The following is a 21,369-nucleotide window of genomic DNA, read 5'->3' as shown; positions in this document are numbered from 1 at the left end:
AAAAATTTCTTATTTTCCATATAAAACATCCACAAACTTTCCAAATTTCCAGGCATTTTTCGTGATATTAATCACACTGTTTCGATTAGTTACCTTGATATAGTTTGATATATAGAAATAGTGCATAAAGTGCATAATTTGCGAAAAGGAGTTTTCTATGAAATGAAAACATTCTTTTTATTTCTCATAAGCTTGTTCTTTTTGAACGGCATCGGCCATGCTGAAGAAATGACAGTTTCTAATGAAAAAGAACTGCAAATGGCTCTCGAAAATTTATCTGACCATGATGTTATCGTAATGAAAGAAGGAATTTATAAAGGAACTCTTACCATAGATAAGTCTATAACCATTAAAGGCGAAACTGGGGCAACACTTGTAGGGCCAAATCAAGGAAATGTCATCACAATTAATGCCGATGATGTTACAATTGAAAATTTGCAAATCGAAGGAAGCGGCTCTCAAAATGCTGGGATTCATGTAAACGGAAATCGCAGTGTTATAAAGAATAATAAGCTCTATAACGTCTTTCATGGAATCGTCTTAAAAAATAGCTATGGTCATCAAATCGAAGGAAATGTTATTACAAGTTTTCAAGATGAAAAATTTCATAAAGGCCACGGCGTTTATTTAATTGAAGCGCCACAAACAATCGTTAGCAATAATTATATTTATCAATCAAACGATGGTATTTATCTTTCATATTCTAACCTCTGTCTATTAACTGGAAATCAAATTATTAAAACAAGATACGGCATCCATTTGATGGATTCGGAAGATGTTGGCATTACTCAAAATCAATTAATAAACAATCGCAATGGGTTAATGATTATGCAAAGTTTGCGGCTAACAATTAAAGAGAACCTTCTCTATGAAAACAAAACGCTCGAAGGAGCAGGACTCTTTTTGTTCGATACTTTCGATTCTACTATTTCTGCTAATATTTTTAAGAAAAATAACAAAGGCATTTATTTTGAAAATGGAAAAAGAAATGAAATTTCTTTTAATGAATTTATTGAAAATGACAAAGGTATTGAACTTGGCAAAACATCTGAAAACAATCAAATTTACTTAAATAACTTTTTTAATAATATTCAGCAAGTCATTACAGATCAAGACAATGTAAATTCGTTTAACCGTGATGGATATGGAAACTATTGGGATGATCAAACACACATTGATTTAGGATTAGGGAACGATTCCTTAAATGGAACTTCCGAGCCTGAAGACCGCTTTCTTATTGAAACGGTTGCTTATGCCTATAAAAGCGGTGATGTTTTTTACCATTTAACAGCAGATGAACCATATTTGCAAATTTTCTCAGGCAGTCCTGCCGTCCGATTATGGAATGCCATTGAACAATTTACAGCCATTCCTTCTAAACAATTTATTATTGATGAATATCCGCTCCAAGAACCAATTGTCATAGAACGTTCTCAAATATTAGAAGGAAATGGCAATATGCATGAAGAAATGGACTTCGTTGATGGCTGCTTATTTGCAGGATTTTTATCAATTAGCTTTTTTACATTATGGAAATTAAGGAGGACGAAACATGAAAGTGCGTAATTTTTCAGTCATCATTTTGTTATTACTCGGTATTTTAGCAGGTTGCAGCGGCAAAAGTGCTTTTGAGCCAGTGTCAATTGACACGAACGTTGACAGCTGCGATGAATGCCATATGGGGATTCAAAATTTGAAAGCATCAAGTGAAGTAATTTTAAAAGACGGAACACCGAAAAAGTTTGATGACATTGGCTGTATGATCATATTTTTACGGGACCATTTAGAAGAAGCAGCTAATATTTTTGTTCATGACTATCACACAGATGAATGGGTCAATTTATATGAAGCTTATTTTGTACAAAATGATACTGTCAGCTCTCCGATGGGATATAACTTTGCAGCATTTAAGTCACAAGAAGAAGCTTACAATTTCAAAGCTGAACATGGTGGTGAACTTTATACTCCTGAAAAGCTGCTAAAAGTAGATGTTGAAGCCCTAAAGGCAGCCGGACATGGCGACATGGAACATACAGAACAACAAGACGGACATTCAAAGGAATAATAAATGAGTCGATCAATATTACTGTGACCAACAACAGGGCATGAGTAAAATCTTGCACTAAACAACAAAGAAACTTGAAAGTGGACATCATACTGAAACAACGATTAAGAGTTCCAAAAATGATAATCAACTAGACAAAAATCAAGCCACTAAATTAGTCAAAAAATTACTAAGCGAAACAACAAGGTAAATTGGCCATAAGTATATATTCATTTTTTCTTCAAGATGCACATTGATCATAAAGGGATGATGAAAATGAAAGCTTTCCAAACTTTAAGGGCAATGACCTCTTACGAATTGCGGCTGTTATTGCGGAGTAAGTGGCTGCTCAATTTTATGCTTTTACTATTGATTATGGCAGCTCTATTCTACTTTTATGGTCTAAAGTCATTGGAAGCTGATCCGCAAGAAATAAGCTATGGCCTCGCAGATTCAGGAATAAAAATTGATACCGGTACGATCGATCCATCTTATTTTGGATTAGAAGAAATCCAACAAGACGAAAGCACTATCGATGAAAAATCCGGATACAATCGTGCCATGGCCTTATTAATGAATTTATCGTTATGGGTAATGCCGATTATTAGTTTAATTTTTGGTACGAATGCGATTGTCGCCGATAAAGAAGATGGCCGGCTGTCTCTCTATCGAACGTATCAAAAACCTTACTTTTATTATTTATTAAGCAAATTTTTAGCACTCTCTATTTCACTTCTCGTTGCATTAGGTATTACGTATGGATTATTTGGCGTTATCATTTTTTTAACAACGGACGGTGCGGAAATAAGCTATTACAAAACATTGATTTTATTAAATATTTTTCTGATTATCACTTTTTCTGCCCTTTCAGTATTCATTGGCGCTATAAGCTCTACAAGAATGCAGGGTTTGTCCTTTGCTTTATGCGCTTGGAGCTTTCTAGTTTTCGGTTATGAGTTTATCATTTTTTCGATCGTTGATCTCATACCATATGCATACAAATTAAACAGCATGCTTGCTCTCATTTTATCCAATCCAATTGAATCATTACGAGTCTGGTCCATCACGAAATTGAATGCTAACTATATTTTTGGACCGGAATATTTAATTATCGATCAATGGGGGCAAAGCGGCCGTTTTACAAATTATGTAGTTTTATCATCCCTTTTCATGATTGCCATCGCCTTATTTCTGGCCAATTTTACGATAGCTAAAAGGAGAGATCGCCTTGGCTAATAACGGTTTGATTCTTGAAGTAAAAAATGTTACAAAATCTTATGGAAAAAAACAAGTATTATTTCCGACCGACCTTTCCATTTATAAAGGGGAATGTGTTGTTTTCTGTGGCGGAAATGGAGCGGGAAAAAGTACATTAATAAAACTGATAACAGGAATTGAAAAACCTTCATCAGGTACGATCCATTTTCATACGACTAAGAAAAAATGGTTCGGCTATATGCCTGACCATATGAATTTTCCAAAAGAATTGTCACCTGTTGAAGTATTAAACTATTACAAAACATTCGTTGATGCAAGTTTCGCTGACATTGATGCGATCTTAAAAAAAGTGGGGCTCTGGGATGTTCGCCATCAAAAAATCGGATCTTTTTCAAAAGGAATGGCACAACGTGTAAATCTTGCTCAAGCTCTACTCGCCGATTGCGATGTCTATATTTTCGATGAACCAACGAATGGCTTAGATCCATATTGGGTCATAGAGTTCAAGAAAATAATAAAGGAATTAACAAAAGAGTGGAAAACTGTTATTTTAAGCAGCCATATTATGAGAGATGTTGCTGAAATTTCCGATCGCATTTTTATTTTATTTGAAGGTCAAGTAAAAGAAAGTGGCAACTTGCAAGACATTTATGCTAAATACAATACAAATACACTCGAGGATGTTTTTCTAAAACTTCTTGAAAAAGCAAATATCGTTGCTTAAAGCTGAAACGCCAAATCTGCAGTTCGCCGCTGTTGATTTGGCGCTTTTTTATGCAATCCATTACCTGTCACAAATATGTACAATATTTTCTATATAAATATCTCCTTTATATTGGTAAAATTATACTATAGAATTAAGCTTGTCCCTAGTTTACTATTAGGTCAATTTAGCATGAATTTGATTTTAAACTTCCCGCATAAACGTAGATGACCTCAATTAAGGGGAGATTTATATGTACAAAAAAGGTGTAAGACTAAAAGTCGCTCTCAGTTTATTAGCAGTTTTTACAGTTTTTAGTACGACGATGATCCATTGGTATTTGACAAACCAAGCACTGAAAAATATATTAACCGAAAATCATCTTGAAAATAATTACCGTTATGCAAAAAAGGTAGCTTTAAGCACGAACGGCTTTTTATATAATATGCAGCAAAATCTAGGTACATTAGCACGCATTATTGGCAAAGAACCAATTAGTCAAACTAAGTTAGACGAATGGCTGGCAGCCAATCGCGGCTATTATAACTCTCTATACACGACTGATACAGGCGGTGTCATTCAATTAATAAGTCCATTAGAAATACAAGAAAGCCCGAATATTTTGAAGCCGGGGATGAAAATTACTGATCCATTAATGAAACAAGCTTTAACAAATAAAAAGCCGTTTATCTCAGATCCTTATTTTGCACAAAGCGGCAATCTAGAGGTCCTCGTCTCACATCCAATTTTTGATAATTCCGGCAATTTTATAGGAGTTGTTAATGGCACCATTTACTTACAACAAGATAATTCTTTAAAGAGAATTTTGCATGAGCATGATTTTTTAGATGAATCATCTGTCTTTGTTGTAGATCGGACTGGACGAATCATCTATCATCCCAATTCAAAGAGAATTAACGAATCAATCGCTAATCATCCGCTTGTCCAAACGGTGTTACAAGGAAAAAGCGGAGCAAAACAAACAATTACGAATCAAGGTAACAAATATTTTGCCGGCTATGCTTATGTTGAACAGACTGGTTGGGGTGTTATTACACTAACTCCTACCTCTGTTATCGATAAGCCTCTTCAAGATTTAACGAATAAAATTATATTTCAGTCACTGCCGATGTTATTGGCGGTCTTATTAATAGCTTCCTTTTTTACAAATCATATTACGAAGCCTATTAATAAGCTTGCTAGATTTTCTGAAGAAGCAATCTTCCCTAAAACAAACGGACAGTCCATTCATCGTATGGAAATTAAATCTTACATATATGAGGTGAAACAACTATATCAACATATTCAACAACATTTTCAAATGCTTAATAGACAAATCCAACAAGATGGTCTCACAGGATTAGCAAACCGCAGAGCATTTGATCTCGAAATTCAAAAGTATTTCAATCATAAAACACCTTTTTCGTTAATCATGCTCGACATTGACCGTTTTAAACAAGTAAATGATGTTCATGGCCATTTAGTTGGTGATGATGTGCTTCGATTCCTGGCACAAATAATGATGAACACAACCCGGGAAGAAGATTTATGTTACCGTTATGGCGGAGAGGAATTCGCCATTCTTCTAAAAGAAAAAGATGAAAAAGATGCTTATGCATTAGCTGAACGTTTACGCACAACCATTTCCCAAACTCCTTCGCCAACTGGAGAACCCATCACAATTTCATTAGGGATTTCTTCATATCAAAAAGATGACGAAGCACCGGAAATGGTTATCAAAAGAGCAGATGCCGCCCTCTATCAATCAAAAAATGATGGTAGAAATAGAACGACAATATATGATGTAGATCTTCTATAACTTTCAGTCCGAATGGAGTAAAATTCGGACTGAAATATTTTTTGAAATCCATAGTCATCCTTTATCAGTTGAAAAGATCTTTGAATTTGTTAGACTCCTCTTAGACTTCTCTTATTACCAACAGAAACCAATTGGTTCCCATCAACTTACATAAAAAATCTTCTAGTAAAATAACTCAATTCATATTTTTGAAATTTCAAACCCCACTCCAAGATTCATACAACAAACCTGAAAAGTTGCCATATTTGTACATATTTATACGGCTTTCTACCAACAATTTATATTATAATTAAATTAAAAGTGAAAGGAGGGATTATGATGAATGAAATGACCAAACCAGCCACACAAGTCTTGTTGAAGCATAAAGAACAGCTTTCACCAATGGATTTCGCTGCTATGCTTGAAAAAGTGGCGCAAAAACTTAAAGAAGAAGGAAAATTTACGATTGTTCAAGGGGAAGAACAAGTTATCGTCCAACCTACCGGTCAAATCAAAGTTGAATTTAAGTACACTCAAAAAGGAGATAAGCACTCCTTTGAGATTGAATTCGACTGGTATGAAGGAGAGCAAGCACCTAAATCAATGACAATTGAATAAACGGGTGGCACTCTTTCCAAACCATACAAGAACATTTCAACTAGCGAAGGGCTGACAATCTTGCAATCATGCCCTGCAACCACACAGTCAGCCGGAACAGGCACCCGCGACTTTTCACTCATTTTTGCTAATGAAACGAACCATCTGCCGATTTCGTATACCTTTTCATAAGTAAATAAGATGCATTTAAATGAAGAAAGCCCGGCAGATCACGTAGTCTACAAAGCAAGACAACGTCTACTAAGATCCCAACTCCACTTGTCAAGAATGAAAAGAACTTTTTTATAGTCAAAACAAAAGTTACGTTGAGTTTATTCAAAAAAAGGGGATCGCTCTTCGGCAAAATGGTAATTCCTACAGCTTAAAGTTCTACTGTTGGTGGACAAACAAAGTTCATCTATTAGAAAATCAACAGAATTCTTAAAAAGATCGTTGATCACATTTCGAAATATTAGCAGTCCATCTTTTGTTTGAATCATAACCATCATCAAGAAACCGTTGTCGCCAACACTTTCTTTACAAAAAATCATAAGATTCGATCCCCTTTTTTCATGTAAAATGTGTTATTTCCAAATCAAATATATTTTTTTATTTCATAAAGACCTCTTCCCTTTTCTACAGCCTTAGGAAAAACCGATTGCCCTCATCTATTTTGCCATTAAAGCTTCAAAAAAATAGAACCATTCTATAGATTCTTGCCCCATTTTCCTAATTCACTTAAAATAATGACATTACTACTATAGAAAACTGCTTTAATAAAGGAATAGGATCATTATGAAAATAAAAAGTTTACATAACGATGCTCCGATTTTATCTTTTGAATTTGCTAATTTTTCAGGTGAAATCGAACCTCTAACCTTTTGTAATCCAATAAAAATTATTGCCGCCCATCAAATTGAAGATGTAGTACCATGCCTTCAAATGATTCAGGAGGAAGTTCAAAACGGTTTTTACGCTGCCGGCTTTCTTTCCTATGAGAGCGCTCCTGCATTTGATAAAGCTTTTAAAGTCAATCGTAATCCTTCCATGCCTTTCCTCTGGTTTGGCATTTTTTCCGAACCGGTGTCCCAGCCGCTCATCAGCTCTGGTTCATATACAATTGAGGATTGGCACCCCACTGTTAGTAAGGAAGAGTACCAGCGGTCGATTTCTTCCATTAAGAGCTACATTGCAAGCGGCGATACATACCAAGTTAACTACACTATTCGTCTTTATTCCCAATTTGAAGGGGATGATATTGCATTTTTTCAAAGACTAAAAAAAGCGCAAAGCTCCAACTACTGCGCTTACATTAATACAATGACTCATAGCATTTTGTCCGCTTCACCTGAACTCTTTTTTCACTATAAAAATGATATGATAACAACACGTCCAATGAAAGGGACAGCCAAACGCGGACTTACATTCATTGAAGATGAAGCTATTGCAAAATCACTTTATTTTTCAGAAAAAAATCGTGCAGAAAATGTTATGATTGTCGATTTGCTTCGGAATGACTTAGGAACAATAGCTGAAAAAGGAACGGTACAAGTCCCTAAACTTTTTGAAATTGAAAGGTACCCGACGGTTCACCAAATGACTTCAACCGTTACAGCAAAAGTTCCGGCCAATATTCAATTGGTTGACATGTTCAAAGCACTTTTTCCATGTGGATCGATTACAGGTGCACCAAAAGTACGCACAATGGAAATCATCGAAGAACTTGAACAAACACCTCGGGATGTTTATTGCGGCGCCATCGGGTTTATTACCCCTAACAAGGAAGCGGTTTTTAATGTTCCAATCAGAACAATCGTTATTCATCATGAAACTGGTAAAGCAACGTACGGTGTAGGCGGCGGAATTACTTGGGATTCAACTGCCGAAGATGAATATGATGAAGTTGTAGCAAAAGCAAGGCTGCTGAAAGTAGAAAGATCAGATTTTCAATTGCTTGAAAGCTTATTATTACAAGATGGAAAGCTCTTTTTACTAAATGAACATCTCAATCGATTGCAAAATTCAGCACATTATTTTGGCTATCCATTTAACAAAGAAGAAGTTCAATATGCATTAAATAATTTGGCAAAACAACATGATCACGGCGAGTTCAAAGTTCGTTTTCTTTTATCCAATCGTGGTGAAATAATGGTCGAATCTCAGCCAATTATGAAGCTAGAAGCTCCGCTCAAAGTAGTTCTAGCTGATGAACCAATTGAAATAAACAACCCGTTTTTATATCATAAAACAACAAATCGAGACGTATATACTTACTTTCAAAAGAAAAAAAGCCCTGACGCTTTTGATATTTTACTATGGAATAAACATGGCGAGATTACGGAATTTACGAATGGAAATATCGTCTTAGAAATAGACGGAATTTGCTTAACCCCTCCTGTCAAAAGCGGTTTGCTTGCTGGAACATTCCGTGAAGCGCTTTTGAAAAACGGAGAAATTCAGGAAAAACGTTTAACGTTAGACGATCTAAAAAAATGCAGCAAAATATGGTTTATAAATAGTGTACGAAAATGGTTAGAGGTGGAATTGATAGAATAACTAGTCTCGGGACAGCCACACCGTCCCGGGACTACTTCCATTTCATTGACTAAAAAATGATTTTTGCAATATACACAACAACAGCAACGGTAATACTACTGCATATCGTTGTTAGTAGAACAACTTGGGCTGCATACTCAGGATTGTTGTTATATTCTAATGCCAACAATGCACTATTTCTAGAAGTTGGGAAAGAACTAGCAATCAATAATGCCTGTGCTGCAACCCCTTGAATACCGAGTGACAAAATAAGCAATAAAGAAATAACTGGTGATAGAATTAATCTTCCAACGATACTCATCAACAACTCAAGGGAGAGTCGATTCAATTTTAAATGAGCAACTTGAGCGCCTAAAGTAATAAGCGCGATAGCTAAAAATGCATTTGAAACACTTTCAACAGGATCCCAAATGATATCTGGAATTTCAATATGGAAAGCACGTAATAAAATTGCCAAAATGAGAGCGTAAATAATAGGCAGTTTCATAATTTCCAATAATGGCCGAAGACCTTTCCTTTCTGAAGAAACGGAGTTAAAAAGGCCATACGTAAACGTTAATATATTTTGATAAATCGATATGATGACTTGAATTGATATCCCGATAGGATTTGCATGGAATAACAATTCACTAATGGGTAAGCCGAAATTCCCTGAGTTTATTAATACTAAACTATTCCGGTAACTGGCTGATATTTTTTGATCAAATCTACAAAGCTTCCCTATAACAAAACCTAATAAAATTAATAGAGACGTAAAACAAAGCAAGTAAACGATGAGCTGTCCAATTAGTTTCCACGACAAATTTCCTTCATAGATATTGACGAAACAAACAGCAGGCAGCAGAAAATAAGTGCTTAATTTAGATAGAGTATTCAAATCCAGTTCAAATTTGCGATGTAATAAAACACCTGTACCAATGAGCAAAAAGATCGGAAAAATGACTTTTGTTACAATGAGAAAAAATACATCCATAACAGCCCTTCTTTCTAGCTAATTTAAGGACTGAAAACAACCGGGACAAGGTACATGCCCCCCTTGTCCCAACCTAATCTTCTTCATTAATAATGACCTTTTTCCCTTTCATTTTTAAAATAATCGGAATCAACATCCATAAAGCAGCAACAATTAAGAAGCTAAGAGATAACGGACTTTGCAAGAAAATCATATAATCGCCGTTCGATTGTGTTAAAGCTCTTCGCATATTGTTTTCAATCATTGGGCCTAATACCAATCCTAATACTAGCGGGGCAACCGGAAAATCATTTTTCGTTAAAAAGTAGCCGACAACACCACAAGCGATTAAAAGAAGGAGGTCGAACACGGTAAATTGGACAGCATAAACACCAAAAATTGAAATGGCAATAATAATAGGCAGTAAGTATTTTTTCGGTGTCTCTATAATTTTTGCAAACACTTTAACTAGCGGCATATTTAATAAAAGTAGCATGACATTTCCTATAAACATGCTGGCAATTAGTCCCCAAGCTACTTTTGGATGATCTGAAAATAGCAATGGGCCTGGTTGAACATTGTACATAATAAGCGCACCCATTAAGATTGCAGTCGTTCCGGAACCAGGGATACCTAGCGTTAATAACGGAATTAACGCACCACCAGAAGCTCCATTATTCGCAGCTTCAGGCCCTGCAACCCCTTCAATGGCACCTTGGCCAAATTTCTCTGGATTTTTGCTAAGCTTTTTCTCTGCAACGTAAGAGAAGAAAGAAGCCAACGTTGCACCTGCACCTGGAAGAACACCAATAAAAAATCCTAATAAAGAACCACGAATAATAGGAGCCGAACTATCTTTTAAATCTTTTTTCGTTGGGAGGATGCGCCCGACTTTTGCAATGGCTCCTCCACCATCGTCTTTTTCAAGGATCGTTTTAAATACTTCACCTAATGCAAATAAACCTACAGCGATTGTTAAAAATTCCAAACCACCATATAACACTGGGATATCATACGTAAAACGGGCAACACCAGATACATTATCCATACCAATCGTTGCAAGGAGCAATCCAACAACTGTCATGATGAGTGCCTTTGTCATTGATTTTCCTGCCAGCCCACTCACCGCACATAAACCAAGAATCATTAATGAAAAATATTCCGCTGGCCCAAACGATAAAGCAACGTTTGACAAAGGTTCAGCCAGAACAATCAGACCTATTAAAGCAATAATTCCGGCAACGAATGATCCAATGGCTGCAATTGCTAAAGCTGCACCAGCCCGTCCATTCTTCGCCATTTGATAGCCATCCAAAGTTGTTACGACTGAAGACGATTCTCCAGGAGTATTTAATAAAATGGAGGTCGTTGATCCGCCATACATGGCACCGTAATAAACACCTGCTAATAAAATAATGGCACTTGCTGCCGCTGCTTCAGGTTCTAATCCTGATGTCATTGTTGCAGTTACAGGTATTAATAACGCGACACCGCTCATCGGTCCAATCCCCGGTAATACACCTACGGCCGTCCCTATAAGAACGCCAATAAAAGCAAAAACTAAGTTATGCCACTGCAGAGCAGTTGCAAATCCATCTGCAAGAAATTGTAAAGTTTCCATTATCCGCACCTCCTAGCTGAACCAAATTGGAAACCCTGGTAATGATCCATCTAAAACCTCGACGAATAGATAGTAAACACCATATGAAAACAGTGCTGAAATTAAAATTGACTTCCACCATCCGCCTTTTTCCATCACTTGGAACCCGATCACTAAAAAAGCAAAGGTAGTGATGACATATCCTAATTTTTCAATGAATAGAGCGTATAAAATTGCAGAAACAAGAATGGATGCAAACTTTTTGAAATTTACAGCTTCTCCCTTTTTACTTTCCCTCGGGTAGCGGAACGTTTCATAGAAAAGCCTGCAACTCAGTAAAATTAAAATAATTCCTAGAACCTTTGGAAATATATCAGGACCAACACTGCTTCCATAAGCGCTTTGGGTAATTTTATTACTTTCAATGATAAATCCAATACCAACACATAGGAAAAACAAACTTGAATAACGATCAAAAGTCTTGCTCATATACTTTCCTCACCTCCGATGAAAAATATGGAGAAGAGACACTCCCTTCTCCATTTCCAACACTTTACTTAGCCATTCCAAGTGCTGTTAATAATTCAATAATTAATTGATCTTGTTCTTCTAAGAACTTTTTAAAATCCTCGGAATTTTTGTATTCACTTTGCCAACCATTGGCTTCAAGTTCTTTTATCCATGCTTCACTTTCTGTTAATGCTTTTAACGTTTCGTTCCAATAAGCCACTTCGTTTTCCTTCATTTCCTTTGGACCGAAAATTCCTCGCCAAATCGTAAACTCTGCATCAATTCCTAACTCTTTAAATGTAGGAACATCTGCCAATTCCCCACCTAAGCGTTCGGTTGAACTAACAGCAAGTACACGAACTTTTCCAGCCTTGACATACTCGCCAATCGCTGAAGCATCCGTTGCAATTAAATCGGCATTGCCGCCAAGGAGAGCCGCAATTGCTTCTCCTCCACCATCATATGAGACGTATTTAACTACTTTTGGATCGATTCCGTACTTAAATGCAGGTAAAATAGCCACTAAATGGTCCATGGATCCTGGTGCAGAACCACCTGCAACCGTTACCTTTGTTGGGTCAGCCTTAATGGCATCGAGCGCGGATTTTAAATCTTGAAACGGAGAATCCGCATTGACTACGATCGCACCATAATCGCGAGTTAATTGAGCTAGCGGAGTAGTATCTCTAAATCCATAAGGGCTGTTTCCTTCTTTTTTGTCATTATTGATTAAAATTGGCGGTGACCAAATACTTAACCGATAAGGATTATTTTTATCCTTTGTTGCATATTCCGCCATAAAAACGGCGCCGCCCCCGCCCGGTTTGTTTTCAACAGTAATCGTTTGGTCTACTAATTTTGTTTCTGTAAGAACTTTAGCAACCGCACGGGCAGTTAAATCCCAACCCCCACCTGCACCTGATGGAGCAACGATTGTAATAGGTTTTTCCGGATAGCCGGAAGTACCCTCACTTTTTGAGCTTGTGCTTGCTTTTTCTCCTCCGCTACCACAAGCAGCCAAACTAAGGGCTAACACGCCGGAAAGAAATATTGAAGCTAACTTTTTCATTTTCACAATGAATCCTCCCTTTTTACTAGTTTTGCAGTCTATTTTTTATCATTAAAAAAAGACAGCGGTGTAAGCGCTGTCTCAAAATTATCAGAACATTATTTATATTAGAAGTATTTGTTCATAAGTTATATAAAGATCATTATTTGCATTTTGTTCATAAAAATCACGGAAGGGTAAGAAAATACCTCCTTTCCGGACGTCCAACATTCCCATAAACGAGCTCTGCATAAATTTTTCTTTGCGAAACTAAATATTCCAAATAACGTCTCGCTGTAGATCGGCTGATGCCTGTGTTTTTACTTAAAACTTCTGCAGTAATTCCGGATTCTCCAATTGTATCAATATACTTTAAAATTTTATCGAGTGTTAATGGATCGATCCCTTTTGGACTTTGATTTTCAACCGTTTTTCCATTACTCTGCCGATTCCATAAACTCTCAATCAGTTCTGGAGATAATTTTTCGTTTTTCTGAAGCTTTTCAATTTTATTTTTATAGTTTACAAGACTCTCTTTAAAACGTTCAAACGTTAACGGTTTTACAATATAATCAACGACTCCTCCGCGGAGCGCATGGCGAACAACATCCACCTCAGAAGCTGCGGTAATCATAATTACATCAATTTCATAAAAATTCTTGCGAATATACTTAATCAATTCAATCCCTTTCATGTCAGGCAAATAGACATCAAGTAAAACAAGATTTGGCTGAACAACTTCCAACCATTCCTTTGCTTCCTCACCTGTTGTTGCTGTTGCGATGACTTTAAAGCCTTCTATTTTTTCCGTGAAGCGGCGATTAATTTCGGCAATGCGCGGATCATCTTCGACGATAAGTACCTCAACCAGTTTTGACATAATCATCACACCTTTCTTTCGGAATGGCTATTATGAAGAGAGCTCCATCTAAATCACCTTTTTCAATGGCAACAGTTCCATTTAATTCATCAACTAATTTCTTTACTTGTGCAAGGCCATACCCACGGTTGCCACCTTGCTTTGTTGAAAAGCCTCTTTTAAAAATATTTGGCATTAAATGATCAGCAATTCCTGTTCCTGAATCCTCTACTTCAATTAACACATCATCACCATAATCTGTAATAAACAACCGAACTTTTTTATTTCCCGGCTTATTTTTTTCTACCGCTTCAAAAGCATTCGTCATTAAGTTGCCGAGAATAGAAACAAAATAACTTTGATCGATATGTTTCGGCAGCTCTTTTAAACTACTTTCACGATCCACGATAAAATCAATTTTTAATTCTCTAGCACGATTATAGAATCCTAATATAATGCCTCCCAACCATGGATCACTTAATTTTTTCATTATAAATTGAACAACATCCCGATGTATCGTTGTTTCATTATGAATAAGCTCTAAAGCCTCATCATAAGATTCAAGTTGTATTAACCCTGATATCGTATATAGAAGATTATGAAACTCATGAGTTTGGGCGCGGAGAGCTTCTGTATATCTTTTGACTTGGGAGAGTTCCTCCGTTAATTGATCAATTTCTGATTTTAAACGGAAGCTGGAAACAGCGCCAATTACTTCATTGTTAACAATGACTGGAAGTTGGTTAGCTATTATTATTTTCCCATTTAAGTTAATTTGAATATTTAATTGTTTCTCTCCAGTCGTTAATATTTTGAGCATAGATGCATTTGGAATAACATTAAGTAAATATCTCCCGATCACATCTTTCTCTCCTAGAGAAAGAATATTGTAAGCCTCCCGGTTAGCTAAAATAATGTTTCCTTGTTTATTAATTACAATAATTCCTTCACGGACTGATTCAATAACCGCATTGCGTTCCGTATATAATGCTGAAATTTCTTCCGGCTCTAGGCCATGAATAATCTTTTTTATGCTTCTGGCAAGGTATATCGACCCTGTCACTCCAATCAACAAACTGAAAAAAGCGACCCAAATAATGTAAATACTGTATTCTTGAATCGTCTGACGAATATCAGCCATCATAAAACCTACAGAGACAACGCCAATAATGTTGCCATTTTCATCTTTTATTGGAACCTTTCCACGAAGGGCTGGACCAAGGGATCCTTTTGCTTTCGAAACATAAGACTGTCCAAAAAAAAGAGCTCTCGCATTATCACCGCCAACCATTTCTTTCCCAATTCTTTCCGGTATCGGGTGGGAATAACGGATTCCATCCTTATTTCCAACAACAATATATTCAGCCCCTGTTACAATTCTAATTCTTTCAACTTCAGGCTGTATAATCGTCCACGGCTCCTCTGTTTTAAATGCTTCGCGTATTTCCGGCATCGCTGCCACAATTGAAGCAACATAAAGCGCCCGTTCCCCCAGTTCCTTTTCTACCGACCTAGATAGAATATAATAAAATAGTAAACTTGCTAATATAATAATAGTGAAAATAAGAGAGACAACAATTATAGAAATTCGATATTGGAGTTTTAGTTTTTTTAGTAATACCATCATTAAAACCACCGCAGCTTGTCCAAAGGGAATTAGATATTATTTTACAAAATTCGCTACAATTTTATTTTCTAAAATTATACTATATTCAGTTTATTTTTTTCATTATCCCAGTACAGGAACCCTGATATTACCAGAGGAAGTTGGCAAATACCTCAACCCCCTCTTTTTAATCAACCAAAAATCCCAATCTATATTTTCATTGCATCAGCCTTTTTAGAACTAATTTTTTTCCGAACGATTGCTATTACTAGAAGCATAAGAGGAATTACAACTAACATAGAAAATGAAAAATAAGGGATCGCATTTCCCATATAGTCTGTCAAAAATGTAAAGTTAGGTATTCCCCAAATACTAAATATAAAAATTATTGGTCCAATCGGAAAAATGACTGGTTTCACAGATGAAAGTCCTAAAAGTTGAGCAGTGGCCAGTGCTGTAACATAATACTGAACAGCTATTTTAACAAATGTACCGGCCACCCAAAGGGCAAACACAATGGATTCAAGTTGTTCCAAAAAATCACCGATACGAACATACCTGGAAGCACTTAAAAAAGGATATGTAAAATAACTAACATTTTCACCAAATAATAAGAGCACTGTTAAATTAATAAATACTAGCGTTCCCGTAACTAAACATATAGAAATACAATTCCACTTCATTACATTTTCTGTATCTGAAACGAATGGCAACAAAAAGGCAGTTAAAAAGAAAAGCGTAAACATCGTTTGTTTTACTACCGCTGCTTTTACAGTTGAAAAGAAACCATTTTCCAAAATTGGGAATAAATTCTCCAAATTATATTCAGGAATGATCAAGATTATAATCAAAACTAGAGATAACACATAAATCGGCAATAAAATTTGTGTCGACCGTGCAACCACTTCTAAACCAGCCCTCACAGCAAAACCGCATACAAGAAGCAATCCGCCAGCCGTCACAATCATCGGTGTTCGTAAAAGAAAGATGCCTGTTGAAAGTTCTGTAAATTGTCTTAAAGATGTTCCATCTGCTACAAATAAGGTGAACACGAATAGTACACCAAGTGCTTTTCCAAAAAACTTGCCAAGAATTTTTTCGCTATATTGGATGACCGTTTGCTTCGGAAAAAATTTATACAGCCGAATGGCAATAAAAATCACTAGAAACCCAACGAGCGACGAAATAATTGGAGAAAGCCATAAACCATTTTTAGCAATTTTCGCAATATCAGCTGGAAAAGTAAATATTGCTGTTGCAATAATTGTCGGATATAACATCATCCCCAATTGCAAAGAAGAAATTTTTCCTTTTTCTATCATTTCATGGTTTCTCCTTTCTTATTCAAAATGCCGTGGCGGTGTCTTTAAAGCCATCTATATATCTCACCACTTAAGAAAACAGGAGACCACTATTAAGCAATATCCATTTAATGTTCAAGAAATTTTCCAAGTGGTTTGAAAATAAATTCAATCAATTGGGTTGGCCCTGGCATATCTGGAAAGTAAATGAGCAGGACGGAGAGCACCCATCCTGTCAATGCAAGTAGGGCAAAAGCACATTTTTCTTTCACTTGATTCTTGTCCATTTTTGGCCACTCATAGAGAGCCATTAGAATCACAACGAACAAAACACCAACAGCTGAAAGAATCTTCATTAATTTTTCACCTCTTTTTCTGGTACTCCTTGTGGTGTAGTTGAAACTCCCGTTCTTTTTATATATGCTTTCACATCGATGTCAACTTCAACTTCCGGAAAAACCTCATCCCAATTTTCTTTTAAATTTGCCCACTGTTTAGGATAGGCACGGTAAAAAGCTTGCCCAAATCCAAACACATCAACTTTTAAATTTTTCTGCACTTCTTCAAGTGTGTCTTGAATCCGCTCTTTAATTCTGTTTTCCAACTGTTTTTGCAGCTTATTAACCAATTTTGCATTCAATAAATTTAATTTTGTTTCATTTTCTACAACATCGTCTTCTGTTGTAACTTTTAATGTCATCTTTAGATTTCCGTTCTTATCTATTTTCGGAATCAACTCAGTATGTGATCGGAGGAGATTAAAGACAACCTGTCCTCCCTCTGTATCTTCCGGTTCAACTAAGACAGCAGCCAAGCGAATTTCATCCCTAATCCAAAGCAAGCCCCTTGTTAATTCCGGACCAATTTTTCCAACCATTTTATCTCGTTTAAAAATAGCGGTCCCATTTACTCTTAATCCACCTTTACCTTGTTCGGCCTTATCCACTTCAATTAATGGAAGTGCAGCTGTATTAACATCACTAGTTAACATCTCTAACAAATCTTTCAACGTTACATTCATACCGACTTGAAAATTTGCAAGTTCTCTTGCAACTTCCGCAGAGCTTTTATCAAAATCAGGAATGACCTTCAATATATCAGTCGCCTTCCCCTCACTAACAAATACATTGGCTCGAATCCTTGGATCCGGATCACGGGAAAAATAATCAAGATGTTTTTGAATACCTTCTTTTGCTAACTCTTCACCGATGAAAATAACCCGGTTATGACCCCAAAAAATTCTCCGAGATATACTTGCTTGCAGCTTTGATAAAGCATCAAAAACTGATCTTCCTGTCATCTTTTCTACGGTAGTTGGATCTCCTTCTATTTGTCCTCCTCCTTGTCCTCCCCCCATTCGACTAGGTATCGCAAGCTGTATTGCTACCTCAATTTCTCCGTTTTCTGCTTTATCTAGTCCAACTGCGAGAACAAGCCCTAAATCATTTACTTCAACGCGATCCCAACAACCGCTTAGAAGAAGTGTTAATGAACAAATTATTAAAGTTGCAGTTAATTTAAACCCTCGCTTATTCATTAGCATTCCCGCTTTCTAGACCTACTGATGGCTGCTCACTTTTTAAATTCTGATCATTGCTCGACTTAATTTTTTGGATTTTTTTTCTAACTAACGCAATCAATAATAGTAAAATAGGAATGCCGGTTTGAATGGAAGTTAAATAAAAAACTCCTGTAGTTCCTAGAAAATGTGACAAGCTTGACAAATCAGGCATTGACCATATAGAGACAATGACTAATAACAAGCCAATTGGTAAAACAAGCGGCCGGTAATCAGATAAATTCAGTAATTGGGCCGTGCCAAGGACAGTTGCATAATAAAAGACCGAAATTTTTATATACGTTCCTGCGACCCAAACACCCATTACGATTGACTCCAAATGCTGGAGAAACTCAGCAATGCTAATATAACGGATCGCACTCATCACCGGATAAACAAATTTAGCTGTTATATTTCCTAACAATAAGAGTGTAAATATATTAGTAATGAACATCATAAACAAAACTGACAAAACTGAAAGAATGCTCCATTTAAAGCTCTTTTGTTGATCAACTAAAAAAGGAAGCAAGAAAGCAATAACAAAATACTCACTAAACCAAGAAGCAGGGATGGTCGCTCCCATCAAAGAGGGCCCAATCCCTCTATCCATGATTGGCAACATTTTATTAATATTTAACTCCGGAATTAGTAAAATACTCGTAGTCAAAAATAATAAAATTACAACCGGAACGACTATTTCCGCTGTTCTGGCGATTACTTCAAGTCCGCTTCGAACCGCATAAGCACAAACCAACGTCATCGCTCCGATGATAAATATCATAGGCGTTCGGGTTAGGAAAGTTCCGACAACAAACTCTCCGTACTCCCTCAAAACAATTGCATTGATGTGGATATAGAAACATATATAAAGCACCCCTATTGCTTTTCCGAAAAAAGCTCCGACAATATTTTGACTATATTCGATAACAGTCTTCCTAGGATAGAGGTTATGCAATTGATTTGTAATATAAACAGTTAGAAAACCAACGGTTGATGCCCATAACGGTGAAATCCACATATCTTGCTTGGCAAATTTTCCAGTAATGGCTGGGACTAATAATAGTGCAGTCGCCAAGATTGTTTGATTCATCATAATTGCCATTTGTCGGGCGCTAATTCTTCCTTTTTCAATCATGCAGGTTCACCTCTTACCTATGAAAGGCATTTCGTGTTATTTTTCGCCACCTTTTCTTGGGTCAGGTTTTAACCCAGCAGATTGGCGAAATTTATTAAACCATCCTGTAAGCCGGGGTCTTGTATTCATCTTCCATATTGGTGCACGAATTAACACATCTTTAAATTCCTTCGTTTTCATCGGAGCCATCGGACTCAAATATGGGAGTCCAAATGAACGGAGTGTACACAAGTGAATGATAATGATGATGAGGCCAAGCATAATGCCAAGCAGCCCTAAAGATCCGGCTAATATAATCATCGGAAAACGGAGCATGCGAAGTGAAATCGATGCAGTATAACGCGGAATTGTGAACGAAGCAATTCCTGTAATCGCTACGACAATTACCATCGGAGCTGAAACAATTCCGGCCGAAACTGCCGCTTCACCAATTACTAATGCCCCAACAATGCTTACCGCTGCACCAACTTGTTTTGGAAGCCTTAATCCAGCTTCACGAAGCGCTTCAAACGTTACTTCCATAATGAGCGCTTCAACGAGCGCTGGAAATGGAAGTTGTTCACGAGAAGCGGCCATACTAATTAATAGAGTTGTTGGAATCATCTCTTGATGATATGTAATGACAGCCACGTACAAAGACGGAAACAATAAAGAAATTAATAAAAACAAATAGCGAAGCCAACGAATAGCCGAAGCAATTAAAAATCTTGTATAATAATCTTCACCAGCTTGCAATAGAGAATAAAAAGAAATAGGTACAACTATTACGAAAGGTGAACCATCAACAAGTATGGCAAGACGTCCTTCAAGCAAGTTAGCAAGGACGACATCCGGCCTTTCCGTTTCTAATACTTGCGGAAAAGGAGAATACGGATTATCTTCAATAAATTGTTCAACCATTCCGCTGTCTATAATTCCGTCAACATCAATCCTGCTTAGCCGATTTTTTGCTTCTTCAATTAACGTCTTGTCAATCGTTCCTTCTAAATAAACAATTGCAACATTTGTTTTTGTCGCACGACCAATCTCTAATATTTGGATTTTTAATCTTGGGCTTCTCACTTTTCTACGCAATAGAGATATATTTACACTTAAAGTTTCAACGAATCCTTCTCTCGGTCCCTTTACAACCATTTCTGCTTCCGGCTGCTCAATTGCTCGTTTTTCCCACTTAGAAAGTCCGAGAGATATGCCAATATTTTGCCGATCTAATATGATGACAGGATTTCCTAACGAAATTTCATGGATCGCTTCAGAAAAAGTCTTAATTTCTCTTACATTGGAAATTGAAACTTTTTTCAGAATTAAATGTCTGATATCTGTTGTATCATCGTTTTCTGAACTTTCCATGAGCCGACATAGCACATTTGTATCTAATTCTTCAATGTTTGTCATACCTTCAATGTATATAAGGAGCGCTTTTTCTTTGCCTATTAAAAAAGGGCGAAAGATGACATCAGAGCAATCTTGATAAATGGATCGAAAGATGTTCTCATTTGATACAATATTTGTATTTAACGGACCTAGGTTTTCAGTAGAAAACGCTTGATTTTGCGTTTGTTCCGTTAGTTTTGGACCATTTGAATTAGTTTGTCCTTGTCCACCTTTTGTAACTGCTGAACTCTGTTGGAACTGTCCTTGTGATTGTTTGTTTTGCATTTCTCCTTGTAGTCCACTGGCATTTTGCTCGTTTTTCTTCTGATGAATTCCATCATTTCCCCAACCAATACTTTGGTAAGGAGGAAATTGATTTCCTTTTGCTTGCAAATAGCTGTTTCGATTTTGGTAGGTTTGGTTCCCATGAGTTTGACTCCCACCATTTTGTAGGAGTTGCGATTGAGTCCCTTGCGCTTGCCAACCGTTATTTTGGCTAAATCCTTGATT

Annotated in this window: 18 protein-coding genes; 7 read left to right on the top strand and 11 right to left on the bottom strand. The window is 36.6% G+C overall.

Features of this window, described 5'->3' with window-relative positions; all coding sequences use genetic code 11:
• Positions 1 to 162 precede the first annotated feature (162 nt).
• From HR057_RS12150 to pabB, 7 genes are all read left to right on the top strand, one after another.
• Complete coding sequence (locus HR057_RS12150) at positions 163 to 1,566, top strand: right-handed parallel beta-helix repeat-containing protein (protein ID WP_173731712.1); 1,404 nt, start codon at positions 163 to 165, stop codon at positions 1,564 to 1,566.
• On the top strand, positions 1,553 to 2,065 hold the full coding sequence (locus tag HR057_RS12145) for a nitrous oxide reductase accessory protein NosL (RefSeq protein WP_173731711.1): 513 nt from the start codon (positions 1,553 to 1,555) through the stop codon (positions 2,063 to 2,065). The genes HR057_RS12150 and HR057_RS12145 overlap by 14 nt, the downstream gene beginning before the upstream one ends.
• Before the next feature lie 255 nt (positions 2,066 to 2,320).
• On the top strand, positions 2,321 to 3,280 hold the full coding sequence (locus HR057_RS12140) for an ABC transporter permease (RefSeq protein WP_173731710.1): 960 nt from the start codon (positions 2,321 to 2,323) through the stop codon (positions 3,278 to 3,280).
• Complete coding sequence (locus tag HR057_RS12135; RefSeq protein ID WP_173731709.1) at positions 3,273 to 3,986, top strand: ABC transporter ATP-binding protein; 714 nt, start codon at positions 3,273 to 3,275, stop codon at positions 3,984 to 3,986. The genes HR057_RS12140 and HR057_RS12135 overlap by 8 nt, the downstream gene beginning before the upstream one ends.
• A 232-nt stretch (positions 3,987 to 4,218) precedes the next feature.
• A complete protein-coding gene (locus HR057_RS12130) occupies positions 4,219 to 5,784 on the top strand; it encodes a sensor domain-containing diguanylate cyclase (protein ID WP_173731708.1) in 1,566 nt (521 codons plus the stop codon).
• 318 nt (positions 5,785 to 6,102) lie between these two features.
• On the top strand, positions 6,103 to 6,381 hold the full coding sequence (locus HR057_RS12125; RefSeq protein WP_173731707.1) for an amphi-Trp domain-containing protein: 279 nt from the start codon (positions 6,103 to 6,105) through the stop codon (positions 6,379 to 6,381).
• Positions 6,382 to 7,155: 774 nt separating this feature from the next.
• The gene (pabB, locus tag HR057_RS12120; RefSeq protein WP_173731706.1) at positions 7,156 to 8,916 is read left to right on the top strand and encodes an aminodeoxychorismate synthase component I; all 1,761 of its coding nucleotides are present in this window, start codon (positions 7,156 to 7,158) and stop codon (positions 8,914 to 8,916) included.
• A gap of 49 nt (positions 8,917 to 8,965) precedes the next feature.
• On the opposite strand, the gene HR057_RS12115 is transcribed toward pabB, so the two are convergent.
• From HR057_RS12115 to HR057_RS12065, 11 genes are all read right to left on the bottom strand, one after another.
• Positions 8,966 to 9,889: an AEC family transporter gene (locus HR057_RS12115; protein WP_173731705.1), complete on the bottom strand. Its 924-nt coding sequence runs from the start codon at positions 9,887 to 9,889 to the stop codon at positions 8,966 to 8,968.
• 73 nt (positions 9,890 to 9,962) lie between these two features.
• Positions 9,963 to 11,489: a tripartite tricarboxylate transporter permease gene (locus HR057_RS12110; RefSeq protein WP_173731704.1), complete on the bottom strand. Its 1,527-nt coding sequence runs from the start codon at positions 11,487 to 11,489 to the stop codon at positions 9,963 to 9,965.
• Positions 11,490 to 11,501: 12 nt separating this feature from the next.
• Positions 11,502 to 11,957, bottom strand: a complete 456-nt coding sequence (locus HR057_RS12105) for a tripartite tricarboxylate transporter TctB family protein (RefSeq protein ID WP_173731703.1) — start codon at positions 11,955 to 11,957, stop codon at positions 11,502 to 11,504.
• Between the two features lie 64 nt (positions 11,958 to 12,021).
• Positions 12,022 to 13,053: a Bug family tripartite tricarboxylate transporter substrate binding protein gene (locus HR057_RS12100; protein ID WP_407926125.1), complete on the bottom strand. Its 1,032-nt coding sequence runs from the start codon at positions 13,051 to 13,053 to the stop codon at positions 12,022 to 12,024.
• A 160-nt stretch (positions 13,054 to 13,213) separates the two neighbouring features.
• Complete coding sequence (locus HR057_RS12095) at positions 13,214 to 13,906, bottom strand: response regulator (RefSeq protein ID WP_173731702.1); 693 nt, start codon at positions 13,904 to 13,906, stop codon at positions 13,214 to 13,216.
• Positions 13,890 to 15,512, bottom strand: coding sequence for an ATP-binding protein (locus HR057_RS12090; RefSeq protein ID WP_173731701.1), 1,623 nt, complete (start codon positions 15,510 to 15,512; stop codon positions 13,890 to 13,892). Before HR057_RS12090 ends, HR057_RS12095 begins: the two co-directional genes overlap by 17 nt.
• A gap of 188 nt (positions 15,513 to 15,700) precedes the next feature.
• Positions 15,701 to 16,813: a GerAB/ArcD/ProY family transporter gene (locus HR057_RS12085; RefSeq protein WP_173731700.1), complete on the bottom strand. Its 1,113-nt coding sequence runs from the start codon at positions 16,811 to 16,813 to the stop codon at positions 15,701 to 15,703.
• A gap of 107 nt (positions 16,814 to 16,920) precedes the next feature.
• On the bottom strand, positions 16,921 to 17,148 hold the full coding sequence (locus HR057_RS12080) for a hypothetical protein (RefSeq protein WP_173731699.1): 228 nt from the start codon (positions 17,146 to 17,148) through the stop codon (positions 16,921 to 16,923).
• A complete protein-coding gene (locus HR057_RS12075) occupies positions 17,148 to 18,329 on the bottom strand; it encodes a Ger(x)C family spore germination protein (protein ID WP_173731698.1) in 1,182 nt (393 codons plus the stop codon). Before HR057_RS12075 ends, HR057_RS12080 begins: the two co-directional genes overlap by 1 nt.
• Positions 18,322 to 19,485: a GerAB/ArcD/ProY family transporter gene (locus tag HR057_RS12070; protein WP_173731697.1), complete on the bottom strand. Its 1,164-nt coding sequence runs from the start codon at positions 19,483 to 19,485 to the stop codon at positions 18,322 to 18,324. The genes HR057_RS12075 and HR057_RS12070 overlap by 8 nt, the downstream gene beginning before the upstream one ends.
• Positions 19,486 to 19,521: 36 nt before the next feature.
• Positions 19,522 to 21,144 carry a spore germination protein gene (locus tag HR057_RS12065; protein ID WP_173731745.1) on the bottom strand — a complete coding sequence of 541 codons (1,623 nt, stop codon included), beginning with the start codon at positions 21,142 to 21,144 and terminating at the stop codon, positions 19,522 to 19,524.
• Positions 21,145 to 21,369 lie beyond the last annotated feature (225 nt).

It is taken from the genome of Calidifontibacillus erzurumensis, from assembly GCF_013303125.1.
Taxonomy (GTDB): Bacteria; Bacillota; Bacilli; order Bacillales; family Bacillaceae_J; genus Calidifontibacillus; species Calidifontibacillus erzurumensis.
Note: the sequence above shows the minus strand (reverse complement) of the source record. Positions and strands in the feature narration are given on the sequence as shown.

Bases quoted from the DNA above. Each gene is read 5' to 3' on its own strand.
- HR057_RS12150 (WP_173731712.1), top strand. From the start codon at position 163: ATGAAAACATTCTTTTTATTTCTCATAAGCTTGTTCTTTTTGAACGGC.
- HR057_RS12145 (WP_173731711.1), top strand. From the start codon at position 1,553: ATGAAAGTGCGTAATTTTTCAGTCATCATTTTGTTATTACTCGGTATT.
- HR057_RS12140 (WP_173731710.1), top strand. From the start codon at position 2,321: ATGAAAGCTTTCCAAACTTTAAGGGCAATGACCTCTTACGAATTGCGG.
- HR057_RS12130 (WP_173731708.1), top strand. From the start codon at position 4,219: ATGTACAAAAAAGGTGTAAGACTAAAAGTCGCTCTCAGTTTATTAGCA.
- HR057_RS12125 (WP_173731707.1), top strand. From the start codon at position 6,103: ATGAATGAAATGACCAAACCAGCCACACAAGTCTTGTTGAAGCATAAA.
- pabB (WP_173731706.1), top strand. From the start codon at position 7,156: ATGAAAATAAAAAGTTTACATAACGATGCTCCGATTTTATCTTTTGAA.
- HR057_RS12115 (WP_173731705.1), bottom strand. From the start codon at position 9,889: ATGGATGTATTTTTTCTCATTGTAACAAAAGTCATTTTTCCGATCTTT.
- HR057_RS12110 (WP_173731704.1), bottom strand. From the start codon at position 11,489: ATGGAAACTTTACAATTTCTTGCAGATGGATTTGCAACTGCTCTGCAG.
- HR057_RS12105 (WP_173731703.1), bottom strand. From the start codon at position 11,957: ATGAGCAAGACTTTTGATCGTTATTCAAGTTTGTTTTTCCTATGTGTT.
- HR057_RS12095 (WP_173731702.1), bottom strand. From the start codon at position 13,906: ATGTCAAAACTGGTTGAGGTACTTATCGTCGAAGATGATCCGCGCATT.
- HR057_RS12090 (WP_173731701.1), bottom strand. From the start codon at position 15,512: ATGATGGTATTACTAAAAAAACTAAAACTCCAATATCGAATTTCTATA.
- HR057_RS12085 (WP_173731700.1), bottom strand. From the start codon at position 16,813: ATGATAGAAAAAGGAAAAATTTCTTCTTTGCAATTGGGGATGATGTTA.
- HR057_RS12080 (WP_173731699.1), bottom strand. From the start codon at position 17,148: ATGAAGATTCTTTCAGCTGTTGGTGTTTTGTTCGTTGTGATTCTAATG.
- HR057_RS12075 (WP_173731698.1), bottom strand. From the start codon at position 18,329: ATGAATAAGCGAGGGTTTAAATTAACTGCAACTTTAATAATTTGTTCA.
- HR057_RS12070 (WP_173731697.1), bottom strand. From the start codon at position 19,485: ATGATTGAAAAAGGAAGAATTAGCGCCCGACAAATGGCAATTATGATG.
- HR057_RS12065 (WP_173731745.1), bottom strand. From the start codon at position 21,144: ATGCAAAACAAACAATCACAAGGACAGTTCCAACAGAGTTCAGCAGTT.